17 protein-coding genes and 1 pseudogene are annotated in these 17,753 nt (G+C 64.9%); 6 read left to right on the top strand and 12 right to left on the bottom strand.

The window, feature by feature from the left end:
• Positions 1 to 47: 47 nt before the first annotated feature.
• From ACNJYD_RS37385 to rpmB, 4 genes and pseudogenes are all read right to left on the bottom strand, one after another.
• Positions 48 to 560 carry a hypothetical protein gene (locus ACNJYD_RS37385; protein ID WP_439364899.1) on the bottom strand — a complete coding sequence of 171 codons (513 nt, stop codon included), beginning with the start codon at positions 558 to 560 and terminating at the stop codon, positions 48 to 50.
• A gap of 105 nt (positions 561 to 665) precedes the next feature.
• A pseudogene (locus tag ACNJYD_RS37380) lies at positions 666 to 845 on the bottom strand (phospholipase effector Tle1 domain-containing protein); the annotation flags it as partial.
• Between the two features lie 92 nt (positions 846 to 937).
• Positions 938 to 1,129: a hypothetical protein gene (locus ACNJYD_RS37375; RefSeq protein WP_439364898.1), complete on the bottom strand. Its 192-nt coding sequence runs from the start codon at positions 1,127 to 1,129 to the stop codon at positions 938 to 940.
• A 302-nt stretch (positions 1,130 to 1,431) separates the two neighbouring features.
• Positions 1,432 to 1,740, bottom strand: coding sequence for a 50S ribosomal protein L28 (gene rpmB / locus ACNJYD_RS37370; RefSeq protein ID WP_260381277.1), 309 nt, complete (start codon positions 1,738 to 1,740; stop codon positions 1,432 to 1,434).
• Positions 1,741 to 2,246: 506 nt separating this feature from the next.
• Between rpmB and ACNJYD_RS37365 the strand changes: the two genes are divergently transcribed.
• The 5 genes from ACNJYD_RS37365 to ACNJYD_RS37345 all read left to right on the top strand — a co-directional run bounded on the left by ACNJYD_RS37365 (position 2,247) and on the right by ACNJYD_RS37345 (position 9,124).
• A complete protein-coding gene (locus ACNJYD_RS37365) occupies positions 2,247 to 3,059 on the top strand; it encodes a DUF3108 domain-containing protein (protein WP_439367558.1) in 813 nt (270 codons plus the stop codon).
• A 743-nt stretch (positions 3,060 to 3,802) separates the two neighbouring features.
• Entirely contained in the window at positions 3,803 to 7,216 is a 3,414-nt protein-coding gene (locus tag ACNJYD_RS37360) for a helicase-related protein (protein ID WP_439364897.1), read from the top strand.
• Between the two features lie 55 nt (positions 7,217 to 7,271).
• Positions 7,272 to 7,496 carry a S4 domain-containing protein gene (locus ACNJYD_RS37355; RefSeq protein WP_439364896.1) on the top strand — a complete coding sequence of 75 codons (225 nt, stop codon included), beginning with the start codon at positions 7,272 to 7,274 and terminating at the stop codon, positions 7,494 to 7,496.
• Positions 7,497 to 7,628: 132 nt separating this feature from the next.
• Positions 7,629 to 7,967 carry a ferredoxin FdxA gene (gene fdxA / locus ACNJYD_RS37350; protein WP_018643465.1) on the top strand — a complete coding sequence of 113 codons (339 nt, stop codon included), beginning with the start codon at positions 7,629 to 7,631 and terminating at the stop codon, positions 7,965 to 7,967.
• A 344-nt stretch (positions 7,968 to 8,311) separates the two neighbouring features.
• Positions 8,312 to 9,124 carry a CarD family transcriptional regulator gene (locus ACNJYD_RS37345; protein WP_172786205.1) on the top strand — a complete coding sequence of 271 codons (813 nt, stop codon included), beginning with the start codon at positions 8,312 to 8,314 and terminating at the stop codon, positions 9,122 to 9,124.
• A gap of 86 nt (positions 9,125 to 9,210) precedes the next feature.
• Here the strand turns inward: ACNJYD_RS37345 and ACNJYD_RS37340 are convergent, their stop codons facing one another.
• Positions 9,211 to 10,599 (bottom strand): adenylate/guanylate cyclase domain-containing protein, encoded by a 1,389-nt coding sequence (locus tag ACNJYD_RS37340; protein ID WP_439367557.1) that lies wholly within the window; start codon positions 10,597 to 10,599, stop codon positions 9,211 to 9,213.
• A 33-nt stretch (positions 10,600 to 10,632) separates the two neighbouring features.
• A complete protein-coding gene (locus ACNJYD_RS37335) occupies positions 10,633 to 11,004 on the bottom strand; it encodes a winged helix-turn-helix transcriptional regulator (RefSeq protein ID WP_212255946.1) in 372 nt (123 codons plus the stop codon).
• A gap of 108 nt (positions 11,005 to 11,112) precedes the next feature.
• Between ACNJYD_RS37335 and ACNJYD_RS37330 the strand changes: the two genes are divergently transcribed.
• Entirely contained in the window at positions 11,113 to 11,817 is a 705-nt protein-coding gene (locus ACNJYD_RS37330) for a glutathione S-transferase family protein (protein ID WP_439364895.1), read from the top strand.
• A gap of 182 nt (positions 11,818 to 11,999) precedes the next feature.
• Here the strand turns inward: ACNJYD_RS37330 and ACNJYD_RS37325 are convergent, their stop codons facing one another.
• From ACNJYD_RS37325 to cyoB, 6 genes are read right to left on the bottom strand one after another with little or no spacing between them, the layout of a single operon-like run.
• Positions 12,000 to 12,533, bottom strand: coding sequence for a response regulator transcription factor (locus ACNJYD_RS37325; RefSeq protein WP_025033366.1), 534 nt, complete (start codon positions 12,531 to 12,533; stop codon positions 12,000 to 12,002).
• Complete coding sequence (locus ACNJYD_RS37320; protein WP_439364894.1) at positions 12,523 to 13,926, bottom strand: ATP-binding protein; 1,404 nt, start codon at positions 13,924 to 13,926, stop codon at positions 12,523 to 12,525. The genes ACNJYD_RS37325 and ACNJYD_RS37320 overlap by 11 nt, the downstream gene beginning before the upstream one ends.
• On the bottom strand, positions 13,898 to 14,749 hold the full coding sequence (locus ACNJYD_RS37315) for an SURF1 family protein (RefSeq protein WP_439364893.1): 852 nt from the start codon (positions 14,747 to 14,749) through the stop codon (positions 13,898 to 13,900). The genes ACNJYD_RS37320 and ACNJYD_RS37315 overlap by 29 nt, the downstream gene beginning before the upstream one ends.
• Entirely contained in the window at positions 14,746 to 15,126 is a 381-nt protein-coding gene (gene cyoD / locus ACNJYD_RS37310; RefSeq protein WP_172786199.1) for a cytochrome o ubiquinol oxidase subunit IV, read from the bottom strand. The genes ACNJYD_RS37315 and cyoD overlap by 4 nt, the downstream gene beginning before the upstream one ends.
• The gene (gene cyoC / locus ACNJYD_RS37305; RefSeq protein WP_439364892.1) at positions 15,123 to 15,752 is read right to left on the bottom strand and encodes a cytochrome o ubiquinol oxidase subunit III; all 630 of its coding nucleotides are present in this window, start codon (positions 15,750 to 15,752) and stop codon (positions 15,123 to 15,125) included. Before cyoC ends, cyoD begins: the two co-directional genes overlap by 4 nt.
• A complete protein-coding gene (gene cyoB, locus ACNJYD_RS37300) occupies positions 15,753 to 17,750 on the bottom strand; it encodes a cytochrome o ubiquinol oxidase subunit I (RefSeq protein ID WP_439364891.1) in 1,998 nt (665 codons plus the stop codon).
• Between the last annotated feature and the right edge of the window lie 3 nt (positions 17,751 to 17,753).

The raw sequence follows: 17,753 nt of genomic DNA, 5'->3' as shown, positions 1-17,753 counted from the left end.
CCTCGCGATTGCTCCGGCAAGCCGGGGATTAAAGAAAGTCTCGCGTGCTAGCTGCGGGCTGCGCGGTCTGCTTGCACGATGAAGGCGGCCAGATGTCCCAACCGGCGCGCCGCGTGTCCCGCGATCGAGCCGCCAGGGCGGCGATCGCTCCGCAGCGCCGCCACTTCGTCTTCCAGTCGTGCCGCCCATGCATTGGCGGCCGTCGTCTCGGCGGCCGCCTGCGTCAGCTCGACGGCGAGGCGATCGGCACGCTCGCGCTCGCGCTCGAACACGACCCTGTAGGCGGTTGCGACGGATTCGAGCCGCGCGATCTCCGCCTTGAAGACTTCGGTCTTGACGGCCTCGATCCTGGCCAGGGAGGCGCCGATGGGATCTGCCCGGCGGGCTCGTCGCGGGCGGGGCGTGTAGCGGAGCGCGGCGAGATCGACGCTCACCACCGCCTTGCCGTCGTCCGACCGCGAACGCGGCAACCGGCGACGCCGCGCCAGTGCCCGCGCGGCCTCGCGCGAGACATTGAGGCGGGCACCGAGATCGGCATACGTCAACAACTCAACGCACATCGGCGCTTCTCCTGGAGCGAACCGGGAAGGCATTTCGAACTAATGATGGCTGGACGATTACCGCAGGCTAGGATGCGTTGGTTAATGGACGGTTAACGCGGGAGGGGGGTGTTTACGGGTGCCCGCCGGAGACGTGGGCACCATCTGCCGCGGGTGTGTCTTGTCCGTCTTGCGCAGGCAGCGATAGAGCTTCAGGACGTTGGAGATGTTCTCCGAGATCTCGTTGCCGGTGCCGTCACAGCAGATGACGAGGTTCTTGTGGTCGATATTGGCTGCGTGATCCATGGGCTGCGCCTCCGGGGGATGCTACCGGGGCGAGTATAGCATCGGTTCGGCAAGCTAGCTCGCCGAATATTTCAATCGATCATCATGTCGACCTAGGCGTCTAGCGCCTCCAACAATATCTTGTCGAGTTTTGACCGCAGAGCCTTCGCCTCCGCAAGATCAGTATCGAATTTTTCGACAATAGAATCTAGCTCTCTTACAATCTTGTCTTGTTCCTCTACCGGGACATCTATCATCGGAAATTCATGAATCTGGTTTGGGAAGATGTTGGTGTTGTTGCCCAACCCCTTCTTCTCGCCATAACTTTACGGCTGCATTCTCTGCATCGTTGACTCGTGCAGCGGCAAGTTTCCAATCCACGTTTCCCCCCAGAAGCACCTTGGCGACTCATCGACAAATGTCTGCCACCCGAGGCGAATTCTGACAATCAAACAATCGGAGCACGAATGAGCCAATATCGCTTGGGATGCCTGAGTTGCAAAAAAACAAAAACGGCCGGATCTTCCGATCCGGCCGCTACTCGAACTCGACTCGGCTAAGCCTACGCCACGCGACGCAACTTAGCCCCCGCCCTTATCTAAAAATCTCAGCTCGCCTGCTTCGCCGGCGCCGTGTCGCCGACCTTCTTCTGGATGGCGCGCTTGAGCTCGACCGCGCGCGGGGAGAGCGCGTCGGCGTTGGCCTTGAGCAGGTAGGCATCGAGGCCGCCATTGTGGTCGACGCTCTTGATCGCGTTGGTGGAGACGCGCAGGCGCACGTTGCGGCCCAGGGCTTCCGAGATGAACGTCACGTTGACGAGGTTCGGCAGGAAGCGGCGCTTGGTCTTGATATTGGAGTGGCTGACCTTGTGGCCGACGAGGGGGCCCTTGGCCGTCAGTTCGCAGCGGCGAGACATGGCATAAATCCTTTAGTTCGAACCCCCAACGAGTGCGGCCGCCATTCAGGCGCCACGGGGGCAAATTCTTTCGTCCTTGCAGGGAGCGGGCGGACGTATAGGGGGGAAGGGGCCCTGCGTCAAGGTTTTGGGTGGCGATCTCGTGCCCCACAACAGGTGTCATCGCCCGGCTTGACCGGGCGATCCAGTACCCCGCGGCGGCGCGGCTGACCAGAGGCGCTGCGGCGTACTGGATGCCCCGCCTTCGCGGGGCATGACAGCGGCCCCCGTTACCGCCCGATCACCAAAACGGCAATGATTGTCGCGCCTTACCATCACATAAAGGGCGTATTCGCCGTCGAAGAGTCCGGTGGAGTTCCCGGGGCTGCAGGCCCCGACACATTGTTTGCCGCCGGTTTTGGCTTAAGTAACAGCGCATCGCGCCCCGATTGGATTGTTTCGTGCCGATAACGCTTCATTTTGCGCAGAATCTGCGCTCAGCCCGACCGCGTCTGGCCGGCCGGCTGATGGCGCTTTGCGGCCTGGTGCTGGTCGTGGCGGCGGGCGCGGCGCCGGCGGCGGCGCAGGGCAAGCTCGAGGCGCAATATGAGGCGACGCTGGCGGGCATTCCCGTCGGCAAGGGCGCCTGGAACATCGATATCCAGGACGACGTGTTTTCGGCGGCGGCCGCCGGCGGCACGTCCGGGCTTTTGAAGTCGTTCACGGGCGGGTCCGGCACCGGCGCCAGCCAGGGGCGCGTCGTCAATGGCGCGCTGGTTGCGACCGGCTACCAGGCCTCCACCACCACCCAGAAGAAGACCGAAGAGATCCGCATCACCCTCGACAAGGGCAATGTGAAGGATTTTGCCATTTTGCCGGAGCCGCCGGTCGATCCCGACCGCATCGTCGTCACCGAGGCGCATCGCCGCGGCGTGTGGGACCCGATGACCGCCTCGCTGCTGCGCGTGCCCGGCACCGGCGACCCCGTTGCGCCCGAGGCCTGCCACAACGCCGCGCCCGTGTTCGACGGCCGCATGCGCTACGAGCTCAAGCTCGATTTCAAGCGCATGGAGACCGTGAAGGCGGAGAAGGGCTATCGTGGCCCGGTCGTGGTCTGCGCGATCTATTTCGTGCCGATCGCCGGCTACATCCCCGACCGCCCCGTGATCAAATACCTCGCCGCCCAGCGCAACATGGAGATCGCGTTCGCCCCCATCGCCGGCACGCGCATCCTGGTCCCGTTCTGGCTGAAAGTGCCGACACCGCTGGGGCCGGCCATGCTGGAAGCGACGAGCTTCATCACCGCCCCCCAGCCGCCGAGGGTCGCGAAGACGCAGTGATGCTCTTAACCCTCCCCTGGAGGGGGAGGGTCGATCGCGCGTAAGCGCGAGCGGGGTGGGGTGATCTCTCAACACGGGGACTGCCCGAGTGGAGAGATCACCCCACCCCGTCTCACATTCCGCTGCGCTCCATGTGAGCCGACCCTCCCCCTCCAGGGGAGGGTTAAGAGTGCCCTAGCAATATCAATCACTTACCTACTGTGCATGGGGTTGTTTTCGCACTTTGTGTTTTGATGGCCCTAATCCGGGAATCCATTTGACTCCTCTCCGATTCTGATTCGACTCCGCGCCATCCCCAGCTTTAACCACCCCGCTCGCTTGTGCGCCTTCGCAAAACTCCATCTAGTGCGCAACCAACACGAGTCCCGCGACATGTTGCGTGAACGGAACGGGACTCAATAGGGAGTCAGCGATTCGGCCGCGATTCGTTCTAGAGTCGTTCCGAAGCTTAAAGCGAACGGGAAAAGCGTCGCAAAGTGAAACAGTTGCACGGGATTTGGGGAGGGCGTGCCGCACTCTCCGCCGTCATGCCCCGGCTTGACCGGGGCATCCAGTACGCCGCGGCCTTTCGGCCCTGGCACAACTGCCGCGGCGTACTGGATCGCCCGGTCAAGCCGGGCGATGACAGCAGTGGAGGAGGCCCCAACCCAGCGTTCGGAGACATAGCCGACACCTCGGCGTCGCCTCACCGCCGCGGATAGCACTGACATTCGCCCAAATCGCCATTACCTAATCCCTCAGACATGGCTTTTTCCTCCTCCCCCTTCGCCTCCGAGCGCGCACCCGGTGCGGGCGTCACCGCGGTGCTCGGTCCCACCAACACCGGCAAGACCCATCTCGCCATCGAGCGGATGCTGGCGCATCCCTCAGGGCTGATCGGCCTGCCGCTGCGCCTCTTGGCGCGCGAGGTCTACAACAAGATCGCCGATCGCGCCGGCGAGGCCAGCGTCGCGCTCGTCACCGGCGAGGAGAAGATCAAGCCGAAGAATCCGCGCTATTGGGTCTCGACCGTCGAGGCGATGCCGCGGGATCTCGACGTCTCCTTCCTCGCCGTCGACGAGGTCCAGATCGCCGCCGATCTCGAACGCGGCCACGTCTTCACCGATCGCATCCTCAACCGCCGCGGGCGCGACGAGACGCTGCTGTTAGGCGCCGCCACCATGCGCCCGATCATCGAGCGCCTGTTGCCCGGCGTCTCCATGATCACGCGGCCCAGATTGTCGCAGCTCGAGTTCGCCGGCGACCGCAAGATCACGCGCCAGCCGCGCCGCACCGCCATCGTCGCCTTCTCCGCGGATGAAGTCTATGCGATTGCCGAGCTGATCCGCCGCCAGCACGGCGGCGCTGCCGTCGTGCTGGGCTCGCTGTCGCCGCGCACACGAAACGCGCAAGTCGCGATGTTCCAGAACGGCGACGTCGATTATCTCGTCGCCACCGACGCCGTCGGCATGGGCCTCAATCTCGACGTCGACCACGTCGCCTTTGCCTCCGACCGCAAGTTCGACGGCTACCAGTTCCGCCGCCTGACGCCGTCCGAGTTCGCGCAGATTGCGGGCCGCGCCGGCCGCGCCACCCGCAACGGCACCTTCGGCACCACGGGCCGCTGCGCGCCGTTCGAGCCCGAGCTCGTCAATGCGCTGCAGAACCACACCTTCGATGCCGTGAAGGTGCTGCAATGGCGCAATTCGAAGCTGGATTTCTCCTCACTCGGCGCACTCCAGGTCTCGCTGAACCTCGCCCCCGGCCACGAGACGCTGACGCGCGCGCCGATCGCCGAGGACATGCGCGTGCTCGATCACGCCGCCCGCGACGGCGAGGTGCGCGATATCGCGCATGGCAAGGCCGCCGTGGAGCGTCTCTGGGAAGCCTGCCAGGTCCCGGACTACAGAAAGCTGTCGCCGGCCGCCCATGCCGAGCTGGTGACGACGCTGTACGGCTTCCTGATGCGCAAGGGCTGCATTCCCGATGCCTGGTTCGAGTCCCAGGTCACCCAGGCCGACCGCATCGACGGCGACATCGACACGCTGTCGGCCCGAATCGCCCAGATCCGCACCTGGACCTTCGTTGCCAACCGCCCGGACTGGCTGAAAGACCCCGAACGCTGGCAGGGGATCACGCGGGAGGTCGAAAATAAATTATCGGATGCGCTCCATGAACGCTTGACTGAGCGTTTCGTTGATCGCCGGACCAGTGTATTGATGCGCCGCCTGCGGGAGAACACGAGCTTGAATACTGAAATCGGCAAGACCGGCGAAGTCATCGTCGAAGGCCATGTCATCGGCCGTCTCGATGGCTTCACCTTTGCACCGGATGCGGCGGAAGCCGGCTCCGATGCGAAAGCCTTGCAGGCTGCAGCGCAAGCGGTGCTCGCCGGCGAGATCAACGCGCGCGCCGAAAAGCTGGGCAATGCGCCGGACGAGCAGTTCGTGCTGACGTCCGAAGGCATCATCCGCTGGACCGGCGATGCGGTGGCGCGGCTCGCCGCCGCAGACGACGCGCTGCATCCGCGCATCCGCATCATCTCGGACGAGCGCCTGACCGGCGCCCCCCGCGACAAGGTGCAGGCGCGGCTCGAGCTCTGGCTCAAGACCCACATCGAAAAGCTGCTCGGGCCGATGTTCGAGCTGTCGAAGGCCGAGGACGTCACCGGCATTGCCCGCGGCATCGCCTATCAGCTGGTCGAGGCGCTCGGCGTGCTCGAGCGGCCAAAGATCGCCAGCGAGCTGAAGGATCTCGACCAGCCCTCGCGCGCGACCTTGCGCAAATACGGCGTCCGCTTCGGCGCCTATCACCTCTATTTCCCCGGCCTGCTCAAGCCCGCCGCGCGTGCGCTCGCCGCGCTGCTCTGGGCGCTGAAGCAGGACAATGTCGATCTGTCCGCGCTCTCGGGCGCGCAGCATCTGGCCTCCTCGGGGCGCACCTCGTTCCCGGTCGACAAGGCGCTGCCGCGCGATGCCTATCGCGTGCTCGGCTACAAGCAGGCCGGCGAGCGCGCCGTGCGCGTCGACATCCTGGAACGCCTCGCCGACCTGATCCGCCCGGCGCTGGCCTGGCGCGAGAATTCGCCGGGCGAAAAGCCCGCCGGCGCGTTCGACGGCCGCAGCTTCGTGGTGACGCAGGCGATGACCTCGCTCACGGGATCTGCCGGCGAGGATTTTGCCTCCGTGCTGCGCGCGCTCGGCTATCGCATGGAGAAGCGCCCGCCGCTGCCGCAAAAGCCTGTCGTGACCGAGCAGGTCGTCACCGAGACCGTCGCGGCCGAGACGCCGCCCGTTGAAGGCAGTGCTGAGACCTCGACCGAGGCTGCGGTTGAAGCCGTTGCCAGCCTGCCGACCGAGGCGCCGGCCGCTGAGGTCGCCGCCGAAGCCATCACGGTCGAAGACGCCCCTAGCATGGAGCCGCACGACGAGCCCCCTCCTGAGGAGGCCCACGAGGAGCCGGCGCTGGAAGCTTCAGAAGCGCCCGTCACGCCCGAAGACGCCCCCGGCATCGCGCCGCCTGCAGAAGAGGCTGCAACGTCCGTCGAGGCTGCCGGGCTCGAAGCCGCTGCCGCCGAGACCGCCGCCACCGAAGCTGCCGCTTCGCCCGATGCTGCCGCGCCGGTCGAAGCCGCAGCGACACCCGCCGAGCCCGAGCTCGTCGAGGTCTGGCGTCCCGGCGGCCGTCACGAGGATCGCAAGCCGCGCCACGAGCGCCATCGTCACCAGCGCCACCACAACCAGCGTCCGCAGGCCGGCGCTGAGGCCGCCGGTGCGCCTGCTGAAGGCGAGGCTGCGCAGTCGGCCGACGGCGAGAAGCGCGGCGAACGCCAGCGTCATGGCGGCCATCGCCGCGATTTCCGCAAGCCGCGTGAAGGCGGCGAGGGCGGTGAGCGCCGCGACGACCGCAATCGCAGCTTCCAGGGCAAGGGCGACCGCGACAAGGATCGCGATCGCAACCGCGACAACAAGAAGTTCGGCGGAGATCGCGACAAGGGCCGCGACAATCGTGGCCGCGACCGTGACAAGGGCCGTGACCGCCGAGATCGCGAGTCCGGTCCGTCGCTGCGTCCCTACGCCTCCAGCGCGAACCCGCGCGAGCGCGATCGTCCGATCGATCCGAACTCGCCCTTCGCCAAGCTCGCCGCGCTCAAGGAGCAGCTGGGGCGGAAGGAGTAATCCCACGACGACGACCGAGCGGCAGCGCATCGACAAATGGCTGTGGCACGCGCGGGTGGTGAAGGCGCGCACCTCCGCGGCCGAGCTCGTCGTCACCGGCCATGTCCGCGTCAACGGCGTGCGCGAGACATCGCCGGGCCACGCGATCAAGGCCGGTGATGTCCTCACCATCGCGCTGGATCGCAGCGTGCGCGTGCTGAAGGTCACCGCCTTCAACGAGCGCCGTGGCGATGCCGCCTCGGCTCGCGTGCTCTACGAGGAGCTCGGGACGCGCAATTAATTGCGCCTGGTATTCATTTCTTGATCGGTCAAACACACAAAGCCGTCATGATCGGGCCTTCCCGACCTTGCGGCGCCGGGCCATCCGCGCTAGGCAAGCCGCGACTTTTAAAAGAGCTTTTCGGAGCGTTGGATGACTTACGTCGTCACTGAAAACTGCATCAAGTGCAAGTACACCGACTGCGTCGAGGTCTGCCCGGTCGACTGCTTCTACGAAGGCGACAACATGCTCGTCATCCATCCGGACGAGTGCATCGATTGCGGCGTGTGCGAGCCGGAATGCCCCGCCGACGCGATCAAGCCGGACACGGAACCGGGGCTGGAAAAGTGGCTCCAGGTCAACGCCGATTACGCCAAGAGCTGGCCGAACATCACCCAGAAGAAAGAATCACCCGCCGACGCCAAGGAATTCGACGGCATGGAGGGCAAGTTCGAGAAATATTTTTCTCCGAACCCGGGCTCCGGCGACTAATTCGCGCCCAAACTTAACCCTAATAGCGGCGCTGCCGCCGAAAACCAGCCCTCAAGACCCCTAAATCATTGATTTTTGCGGGAAATGTGCTATATTGGGCACATTAAGCCGAACCCCGTCAGCCCCGTTGGCCCCTCTGGGTTCCCGTGAAACCAAATGTCGAACAGGGGCGTGGCAGTTTCCGCGCGCAGGCTGTGTCACAGAAAACGCGTAAAAAGAGTACTTCAGCGAGGGCTTCCCATAAGGAGGCCAAAAAAGTCGCCGCGGCCAGCCGTAGCGCATCCAAGGGTCGGACCGCGACGAAGGCGCCGGCTGCAAAGTCCTCGAAGAACAAAAGAAGCGCAATGCCTAACAAGACTGCCAAACCGGCCGCGAAAGCGACCGCTGCCAAGCCTGCTGCCGCCAAGCCTGTGACTGCCAAGGCCCCCGCTGCCAAGCCCGCCGCGCCGAAGGCTCCCGTTGCTGCTGCGCCCGCCAAGGCTCCCGTCGCCGCCAAGCCGGCCGCCAAGCCCGCGGCTGCGCCGAAGGTCGAGGAAAAGAAGGTCGTGACCCAGCGTCAGGGCTTCAAGGCCAATGAATTCGTGGTCTATCCCGCTCACGGCGTCGGCCAGATCCTGGCCATCGAGGAGCAGGAGATCGCCGGTGCGAAGCTCGAGCTGTTCGTCATCAACTTCATCAAGGACAAGATGACGCTGCGCGTGCCGACCGCCAAGGTCGCCAATGTCGGCATGCGCAAGCTGTCCGATCCGGCGCTGGTCAAGAAGGCGCTGGAGACGCTCAAGGGCCGTGCCCGCGTCAAGCGCACCATGTGGTCGCGCCGCGCCCAGGAATACGAAGCGAAGATCAACTCGGGCGACATCGTCGCGATCGCGGAAGTGGTGCGCGACCTCTATCGCTCGGAATCGCAGCCCGAGCAGTCCTACTCGGAACGCCAGCTCTATGAAGCGGCGCTCGACCGCCTCTCCCGCGAGATCGCGGTGGTGCAGCACTCGACCGAGACCGAAGCGGTCAAGGAGATCGAGGCCCAGCTCGCCAAGAGCCCGCGGCGCACCAACGCCAAGGCGGAAGCCGCCGACGGCGAAGCCGACACGGATGCCGAGGGCGATACCGACGATACCGATGGCGACGACAGCACCGTCGCCGACGAGGCCGCGTAAGCAGCTTCGTTCTGCGCAAGCCATCAAAAGCCCGGCCGAATGGCCGGGCTTTTTGTTTGGCTTCCTTCCGCAGCGGGGAGTTCGCTCTACGCGCCGCGCGGCTGGGTCCAGATCGAGATCGGCTGCTGAATACCGCGCACCGCCTGCGGCTCTCGCGCCTCCAATGACTGAAACGTTGCGGCCGCGCCGGCAAGCTCGGCCTTCGCCTGGCTGACGAGATCGTCGCTTGCCACCAGCGCGCAGTCGAAGGCGCGGGTCAGGGCCTCGAGGCGGCTGGCCACGTTGACGGTCGCGCCGATCACGGCGAATTCCAGACAGGTCTGCCCGAGGTCGCCGAGCACCACCGGCCCATAGTGTAAGCCGAAGCTCACGCGCAGCTTTGGCTCGCCTGACGCTGCGCGCCGATCGTTCCATCGGTCCGCCGCGGCGATCATCGCCTGGGCACATCGCAGCGCGTTGCTGGCGTCGCGCTCGCCCGCGAAGGGCGTGCCGAACGTCGCCATCAATCCGTCCCCGAGATATTTGTCGAGCGTGCCGCTGTGGCGGAATACCTCCTGCTCCATCAATCCGTGGAATTCGCGCAACGTTCGCACCACCTCCTGCGGCGAGCGCGCGTCAGCAAAGGCGGTGAAGCCGACGATGTCGACGAACAGCACCGCGACGTGTTGCGTGCGCACCTGCTTCAGCGGCTCGTCCTGCTGCGACAATTCCGCCACGACATTGGGCGAGAAGTAGCGTGCGAGGTTGCCGCGCTCGCGCTCCACCGCGGCATGCCGGATCAAGAGGTCGTTGCTGCGGCGGACCGCGAGCGCTAAAGTCATGGCCACGATCATGAATACGACCATCTCCTGGATGCGAATGTGGAATCCGATCTCGCTGGGCGAGATCATCGCCAACAAGCGCTGATCGCTGCCTGCCGCGGCCGCGATGCGGGCCGTCAGCGCAGGATCGCGATCGGGTTGCCACCACACCCAGGCCATGCCGATGATCCAGAGCGTAGCCGTCCAGCCGCCGACCGCAATGACGGTCCGCCAGGTATAGGCCAGCGTGGCGCCTGCGAGCAGCACGAAGAAATAGATGAAGTTGCCGAAATGGTACTGCATCGCGACCGGCCAATGCGGAGCTCCGAACGGATTGGGAATCACGATGACGCACGTCAGCAGCGCCAAGTCGCAAAACAGGAGCGCCAATTCCGGCCGCGACACGCCCACCCGCCCGACCCTGACCTGGGCCCAACCGATCAGTGCGAACAAGCCGAGCAGCGCCACGTAATAGAGCTGCTCCCAGGCCGGGTTGATCATCAGCAGCAGGCAGGCAATGACGACGAGGGCGACATAGCGCGCCCGAACCGCGAGTTGCAGGCCTTCCCGCTTGGCGGACGTCAGCGCGGCCTGCGCGAACTGAACTGTTTCGGCATCGCGCTTGCTCGGCGCCGGCGAAAGCGCAGCCGGCAGGTTGAATCGCTCGACGAGCATTGTCACGGCAGTCTCCTCACTTGGGCCTTCGCTTCAAGGCCGCTGCGTCCTTGCCGAGACGCCGATTTCATCACGACGGGCCTCTCCGTCAGCTGCGGCCGCAACCGACGTCCACCAGTTCCCCAAGGCATCGATCAATGGCACGAGTGCGTGACCGGCAGACGTCAGATCGTACTCGACGCGCAGCGGATATCCGCCGAATTCAGTGCGGCTTACGATGCCGGCGTCCTCCAGCTTGCGAAGCTCGAGTGCGAGCATTCGGTGTGAAATGGTCGGATTGTCGCGGCGCAAGTCGCTGAAGCGCTTGGTGCCCTGCTTCAAATAATAGATCAGCAGCGTCGGCCAGCGGCCGCTCAGAACCTGCATCACTTCCTCGATGGGACATCTCGACACGAGATCCTTCATCGGCGCCTCCAGGTTACAAAAAAGTTCGTAATTTACTCGACGCGGCGAGCGACTAGGGTCGCATCACCGCTGCGCAGCGTGATCATCAGAAATCACGGAGAATGGATCATGGACCCAATTCTACTCTACGGCTTCCCGAAGGGAAGCTCCATGGGGCTCGTCGCGGCGCTCGAATGGCTGGGCAAGCCATATCGGCTGTGCCGGGTCGACATGATGGGCGAGATGCGAAGCCCGTCATACGCCCGTATCAATCCGCGACATGAGACGCCGGTGTTCGTCACCGAGCAGGGCGAGGTGCTGACGGAAACCATGGCTATTGCGGCCTGGCTCGAAGCCAGGGATCTCGAACGTCGCATCAGCTTCGATCCGCTGTCGCGGGAAGCCGATCGCATGCGTCAGCTCATGGCATTCGTGAATACCGGTTTCACCGCCGCCTTCGCGCCGCTGTGGGCCGCAATGGAAGCCGAAGCCATGCAGCCCGCGACGAAGTCCGCCCTGCGCGCCTTTGGCACAGCAAGGGTCATCGAGCGTCATGACAAGCTCGAAGGGATGATCGAAACGCGGCAATTCCTGCTCGGAGAGCGGCCGACGCTGGCCGACGCCGTGCTTGTCGGCGTCGCGCGCTGGCTCGACTTCCACGCGGTTGCGGAGAGGAGCCGCTGGCCGAAGCTGGCGGCACTGCGGGCTCGCCTCGAGGCCGATCCCGCGGTCGTCTACGCCACCGCTCTGGAGGACGGCGGCTCTGATCCGGGAACGGGGTTGTGCACAGGCCACGTCGCGCTGACCGAATTGATTGCGCGGTTCGGCAAATAGCGGCCGGTGTGCACGCCTCGTCCTTCGAGACGGCGCTTACGCGCCTCCTCAGGATGAGGCTAGTCAGCTTCAGTGCTCGTTGAAACTGCAGCCACGCACTCCGTCCTCATCCTGAGGAGCCCGCCTAAAGCGGGCGTCTCGAAGGATAGCCGCAGGGAATGCTCTCAAATCCGATAGCCCGCCTACTTCACCGGGCGCTTCTCGAGCTTCCTCGCCAGCGTCCGCCGGTGCATGCCCAGCCGGCGGGCCGCCTCCGAGATGTTGAACTCGGTCTCGATCAAGGTCTGGTGGATGCGTTCCCATTCCAGCGTCTTGATCGAAGTCGGCCGCGTATCGAGCGCGACCTCGGCGTTGCCTTCGGCCTTGTGGAAGGCGGCCTCGATGTCGTCGGTGTTCGACGGCTTTGCCAGATAGTGGCAGGCGCCCAGCTTGATCGCCTCGACGGCGGTGGAGATGCTGGCAAAGCCGGTCAGCACCACGATCAGCATGTCGGGATCGTGCGTGTGCAGGAGCTCGACGCAGGCGAGGCCCGAGGCGCCGCCGAGCTTGAGGTCGACCACGGCATGACCGAAGGAGCGCTCCTCCAGCACCTGGCGCACCTCCTCGATCGAGGCGGCGAGCACGACCTCGTAGCCGCGGCGCTCGAACGAGCGCTTCAGCGTGCGCGCAAAGCCCGCATCGTCCTCGACGACGATGAGCGAACGGTCAGGCGTCAAAATTCCCTCCGATCGCCAATGTTGCAAGCGGCAGCGTGAGGCGCACGGTGGCACCGCGCTTCCTGTGGTTCTCGGCGGTCACGGTGCCCCCCAATTTTCGCACGACGTTCACCACCAGGAACAGGCCGAGCCCGCCGCCGGCGCGGCCCTTGCTCGACTGGTAGGGCTTGCCCAGCTGCGCCAGCATCTCCGGCGCAAAGCCCGGGCCGCGGTCGGAGATCGACAGCACGAGATTGTCGCCCTCGCGCTCGGCGACGAGCTCGACCCATTCGCGCGAGACCTCATAGGCGTTGTCGAGCACGTTGAAGATGACCTGCTTCAGCGCGACGTCCGAGACGATCGCGACGTCCTCGCCGAAGGTGTTGACGAAGTAGAGCGTGCGGGCCGAGCGCGCATTGCGCCATTCATCGACCAGCGCCGTGACGAAGGCCGTCACCGTCGTCGGCGAGGAGCCTTCACCGCGCGCTTCGCCCGCCGACACCAGGATCCCGGTGACGATCGACTTGCAGCGCTGCAGCGACGTCTCCATTTCAGCGAGGTCCTCGGCAAGCTCCTGATCGGCGGCAAGATCCGGCATGCGGCGCCAATCGCTGAGGATCACCGAGAGCGAGGCGAGCGGCGTGCCGAGCTCATGGGCCGCGCCGGAGGCGAGCAGGCCCATGCGCACGATATGGTCCTGCTCGGCGGCATGCTGGCGCAGCGCCGCCAGATGGGCGTCGCGCTCGCGCAAATTTCGGTTGATGCGGGTGACGAACACGACGAGCAGGACGGCGTTGAGCACGAAGCCCAGGAGCATGCCGAGCACCGTGAGCGTATAGGTCTCGCTCAATGGATTGGGTGGCAGATCGAGCGGCCGGTAGGCCAGGGTCAGCCAGACGAAGCTCGCGCAGGTCAGCGCCACCAGCGACCAGGTCGAGCGGGCATCGAGCAGCACCGCGCCGAGTGTCACCTGGAGCAGGAACAGCGAGGTGAAGGGATTGGTGGCGCCGCCGGAGAGATAGAGCTGCGCGGTCAGCGCGGCGACGTCCAGCATCAAGGCGACCAACAGCTCGTTGTTGGTGATCGCGGCGCGATGGCGCACCCAGACCAGGCTGGAGACGTTGAGCAGCACCAGCGCGCCGATCACCGCGCCCATCCGCTCCAGCGGCAGGGGGATGCCCAGGCCGAAATGCACGGCGCCGATGGTCACGATCTGGCCGACCACCGCGGTCCAGCGCAGCTGGATCAGCAGCGCCATGTTCTTGCGGTTGGTCTCGTCGTCGGTCGGCGTGGTGCCGATCAGCTCGCTGCGCGCGTCGGCCTGCGATTGCAGCGTGACGGCTTGCCCGCTACGCCCAAGCGTCTGGGAAAGCGTTTTCCCGTCGTCAGGTCGGCTCGACGATCGTTCCAGCATCTGATCCCGTCCTGCGGGCGACGGCATCCGAGCCGCCGGCCTTGTCGTGGACGAAGCGCCTGCGGCGGAACAGCCCGCCGCCGAATGTGACGAAGAGTCTGCCGGCCAGCATGAAAGCCAGGGCAAACCACGTCAGCGCGTAGATCAGGTGGTTATTGGGAAAGCGGATCACGGTCAATCCGCCGATTGGGCCGCCGGCAATTTGTGATCCGGCGTCGGCATCCACGAAGAAGGGCGCGACCTCGCGAAGGCCGCGTGCCGCCGCGATGGCGGCGACGTCCCGCGAGTACCAGCGGTTGTGCTGGGGCACGTTATTCCGGAGAAAGCCGCCCCTCGGCTCGGTGATGCGCAGGAGGCCGGTGATCTCCACCCGACCTTCGGGATTGCCGTCCCGGCGCGTCGATGCGTCGCGCCGCTCGGACGGCACGAAGCCGCGGTTGATCAGCACCAGCGTGCCGTCGTCGCGCTGAAGCGGCGTCAGCACCCAATAGCCGGGGCCTTCCTCGGTGACGGCCTGAACCAGTGTCTCGCCGTCCTGCAGAAAGCGCCCGCTGAGGCTGACGTGCCTGTATTCGTCGCTTGCGGCACTGACGGCGGGCCACGCCGCGGGCGAGGGGATCGGCTGCGCCGGCGCGTGGACGCGCTGCTCGACCCGGTCGATCAGCGCCAGCTTCCAGGCGCGGCGCTCGACCTGCCAGACGCCGAGCGCGATCAGAAGCACAAAAGCGACGAGCGAGAGGACCGTGAGCCACAAGGACGGGGACCGCGCAGCCTCGCTGCGCGCATCTACGTCCTTGCCCGTCACGGTCCCGATATCGTTCACTTCATGCCGCTCATCTGGTGGATGGGCATCATGTTGCTGTTGAGGTGGCTCATCACCCACAGCGAACCCGACAGTGCGATCACCACCATCACGATGGTGAATATCAGCGCCATCATGGTCCAGCCGTTCTCGGACGTCGTGTTCATGTGCAGGAAGTAGACCATGTGCACGACGATCTGCACGACCGCGAAGGCCATGATCACCAGCGCGGTGATCTGCTTGCTCGGCAGCACGCCGCTCATCACCAGCCAGAACGGGATCGCGGTGAGCACGACCGAGAGCACGAAGCCGAGCATGTAGCCCGAGAACGTGCTGTGGGCGTGGCCGCCCTCGTGGTGATGGTCGTGCGCGCCGGCTGCGTGGGTATCGGTGTTCATCGCAGAACTCCCAGGAGATAGACGAAGGTGAAGACGCCGATCCAGACCACGTCGAGGAAGTGCCAGAACATCGACAGGCACATCAGGCGGCGGCGGTTGGCCTCGATCAGGCCGAACTTTCCGACCTGCACCATCAGCGTCACCAGCCAGATCAGGCCGCAGGTGACGTGCAGGCCGTGGGTGCCGACCAGGGTGAAGAAGGCGGAGAGGAAGGCGCTGCGCTGCGGCGTGGCGCCCTCGTGGATCATGTGGGCGAACTCGAAGAGCTCGATGCCGATGAACGCGGCCCCGAACAGACCGGTGATCGCGAGCCAAACTTGCGTCTGCGCGACCTTGTTCTGTTGCATGGTCAGCATCGCAAAGCCGTAGGTGATCGACGACAGCAGCAGCATCGAGGTGTTCACCGCGACCAGGTTCAGGTCGAACAGGTCCCTCGGCGCGGGGCCGGCGGCGTAATTGCCGCCGAGCACGCCGAAGGTGGCGAACAGGATCGCGAAGATGAGACAGTCGCTCATCAGGTAGATCCAGAAGCCGAGCGACGTGCTCCAGCCTTCCGGATGCGGATGCTCGTCGGCGAGGTAGAAGACCGGCTCGCCGGTCTGCGAGGGATTGACGGCAACGGTCATTTACTTGGCTCCGGCGAGCAGTTTGGTGCGCGCGTCCTCGGTCCGGATGACGTCCTCAGCCGGAATGTCGAAGTCGCGGTGATAGTTGAAGGTGTGGCCGATCCCGACGGCGAGCATCGCGATGAAGCTCACAGCCGCCAGCCACCAGATGTACCAGATCAGGCCGAATCCCATCGCGGTGGCGAGGCCGGCGAGAATGACGCCGGTGCCGGTGCTGCTGGGCATGTGGATCGGCCTGAACCCGGTGAGCGGACGCTGGTAGCCGCGCCGCTTCATGTCCCACCACGCGTCATTGTCGTGAACGACCGGGGTGAAGGCGAAGTTGTAGTCCGGCGGCGGCGAGGAGGTCGCCCATTCCAGCGTGCGGGCATCCCAGGGATCGCCGGTGACGTCCTTGAGCTGCTCGCGCTTGAGCAGGCTGACCGCAAACTGCATCAGCATCGAGAGAATGCCGATGAAGACGAACACGGCACCGATCGCGGCGATGACGAACCAGATCTGCAAGGACGGATCGTCGAACACGCGCAGGCGACGGGTCACGCCCATCAGGCCGAGCACGTAGAGCGGCATGAAGGCCAGGTAGAAGCCGCTGACCCAGAACCAGAACGACATCTTGCCCCAGAACGGATCGAGCTTGAAGCCGAACGCCTTCGGGAACCAGTAATTGATGCCGGCGAACGCGCCGAACACCACGCCGCCGATGATCACGTTGTGGAAGTGCGCGATCAGGAACAGGCTGTTGTGCAGCACGAAGTCGGCCGGCGGCACCGCGAGCAGCACGCCGGTCATGCCGCCGATCACGAAGGTCAGCATGAAGGCGATGGTCCACATCATCGGCAGTTCGTAGCGGATGCGGCCGCGATACATCGTGAACAGCCAGTTGAACATCTTCGCGCCCGTCGGGATCGAGATGATCATCGTGGTGATGCCGAAGAACGAGTTGACGCTGGCGCCCGAGCCCATCGTGAAGAAGTGGTGGAGCCACACCAGGTACGACAGGATGGTGATGACGACGGTGGCGTAGACCATCGAGGTGTAGCCGAACAGCCGCTTGCCCGAGAAGGTCGAGGTGACCTCGGAGAAGATGCCGAACGCCGGGAGAACCAGGATGTAGACCTCGGGGTGGCCCCAGATCCAGATCAGGTTCACGTACATCATCGGGCTGCCGCCGAAATCGTTGGTGAAGAAGTTGGTGCCGACATAGCGGTCGAGCGACAGCAGCGCGAGCACCACGGTCAGCACCGGGAAGGAGGCGACGATCAGCACGTTGGTGCAGAGCGAGGTCCAGGTGAACACCGGCATCTTCATCATGGTCATGCCGGGGCAGCGCAGCTTGACGATGGTGCAGATCAGGTTGATGCCTGATAGCGTCGTGCCGACGCCGGCGACCTGCAGCGCCCAGATGTAATAGTCGACACCGACGTCGGGACTGTAGCCGATGTTCGAAAGCGGCGGATAAGCCAGCCAGCCGGTGCGGGCGAATTCGCCGATGAACAGCGAGGCCATCACCAGCACCGCGCCGCCGACCGTCATCCAGAAGCTGAAATTGTTCAGGAACGGGAACGAGACGTCGCGCGCGCCGATCTGCAGCGGCACGACGTAGTTCATCAAGCCCGTGACCAGCGGCATCGCCACGAAGAAGATCATGATCACGCCGTGGGCGGTGAAGACCTGGTCGTAGTGATGGGCGTTGAGATAGCCCTCGGAGCCGCCAAAGGCGAGCATCTGCTGGCCGCGCATCATCAGCGCGTCGGCAAAGCCGCGCAGCAGCATCACGATGCCGAGGATCATGTACATGATGCCGATGCGCTTGTGGTCCACCGTGGTGAACCATTCGCGCCAGAGATAGCCCCAGAGGCGGAAATAGGTGAGGCCGCCGAGCAGTGCCGCGCCGCCGAGCGCCACCACCACGAAGGTGCCGACGACGATCGGCTCGTGCAGCGGCAGCGATTCGAGGCCGAGCCGGCCGAAGATGAGCTTGAGAAGATCAGGAGACATGCG

The sequence above is a fragment of the Bradyrhizobium sp. SPXBL-02 genome, assembly GCF_051853065.1.
Taxonomy (GTDB): Bacteria; Pseudomonadota; Alphaproteobacteria; order Rhizobiales; family Xanthobacteraceae; genus Bradyrhizobium.
The sequence above is the reverse complement of the archived record's forward strand: the minus strand, read 5'-3'. Positions and strand labels throughout refer to the sequence as shown.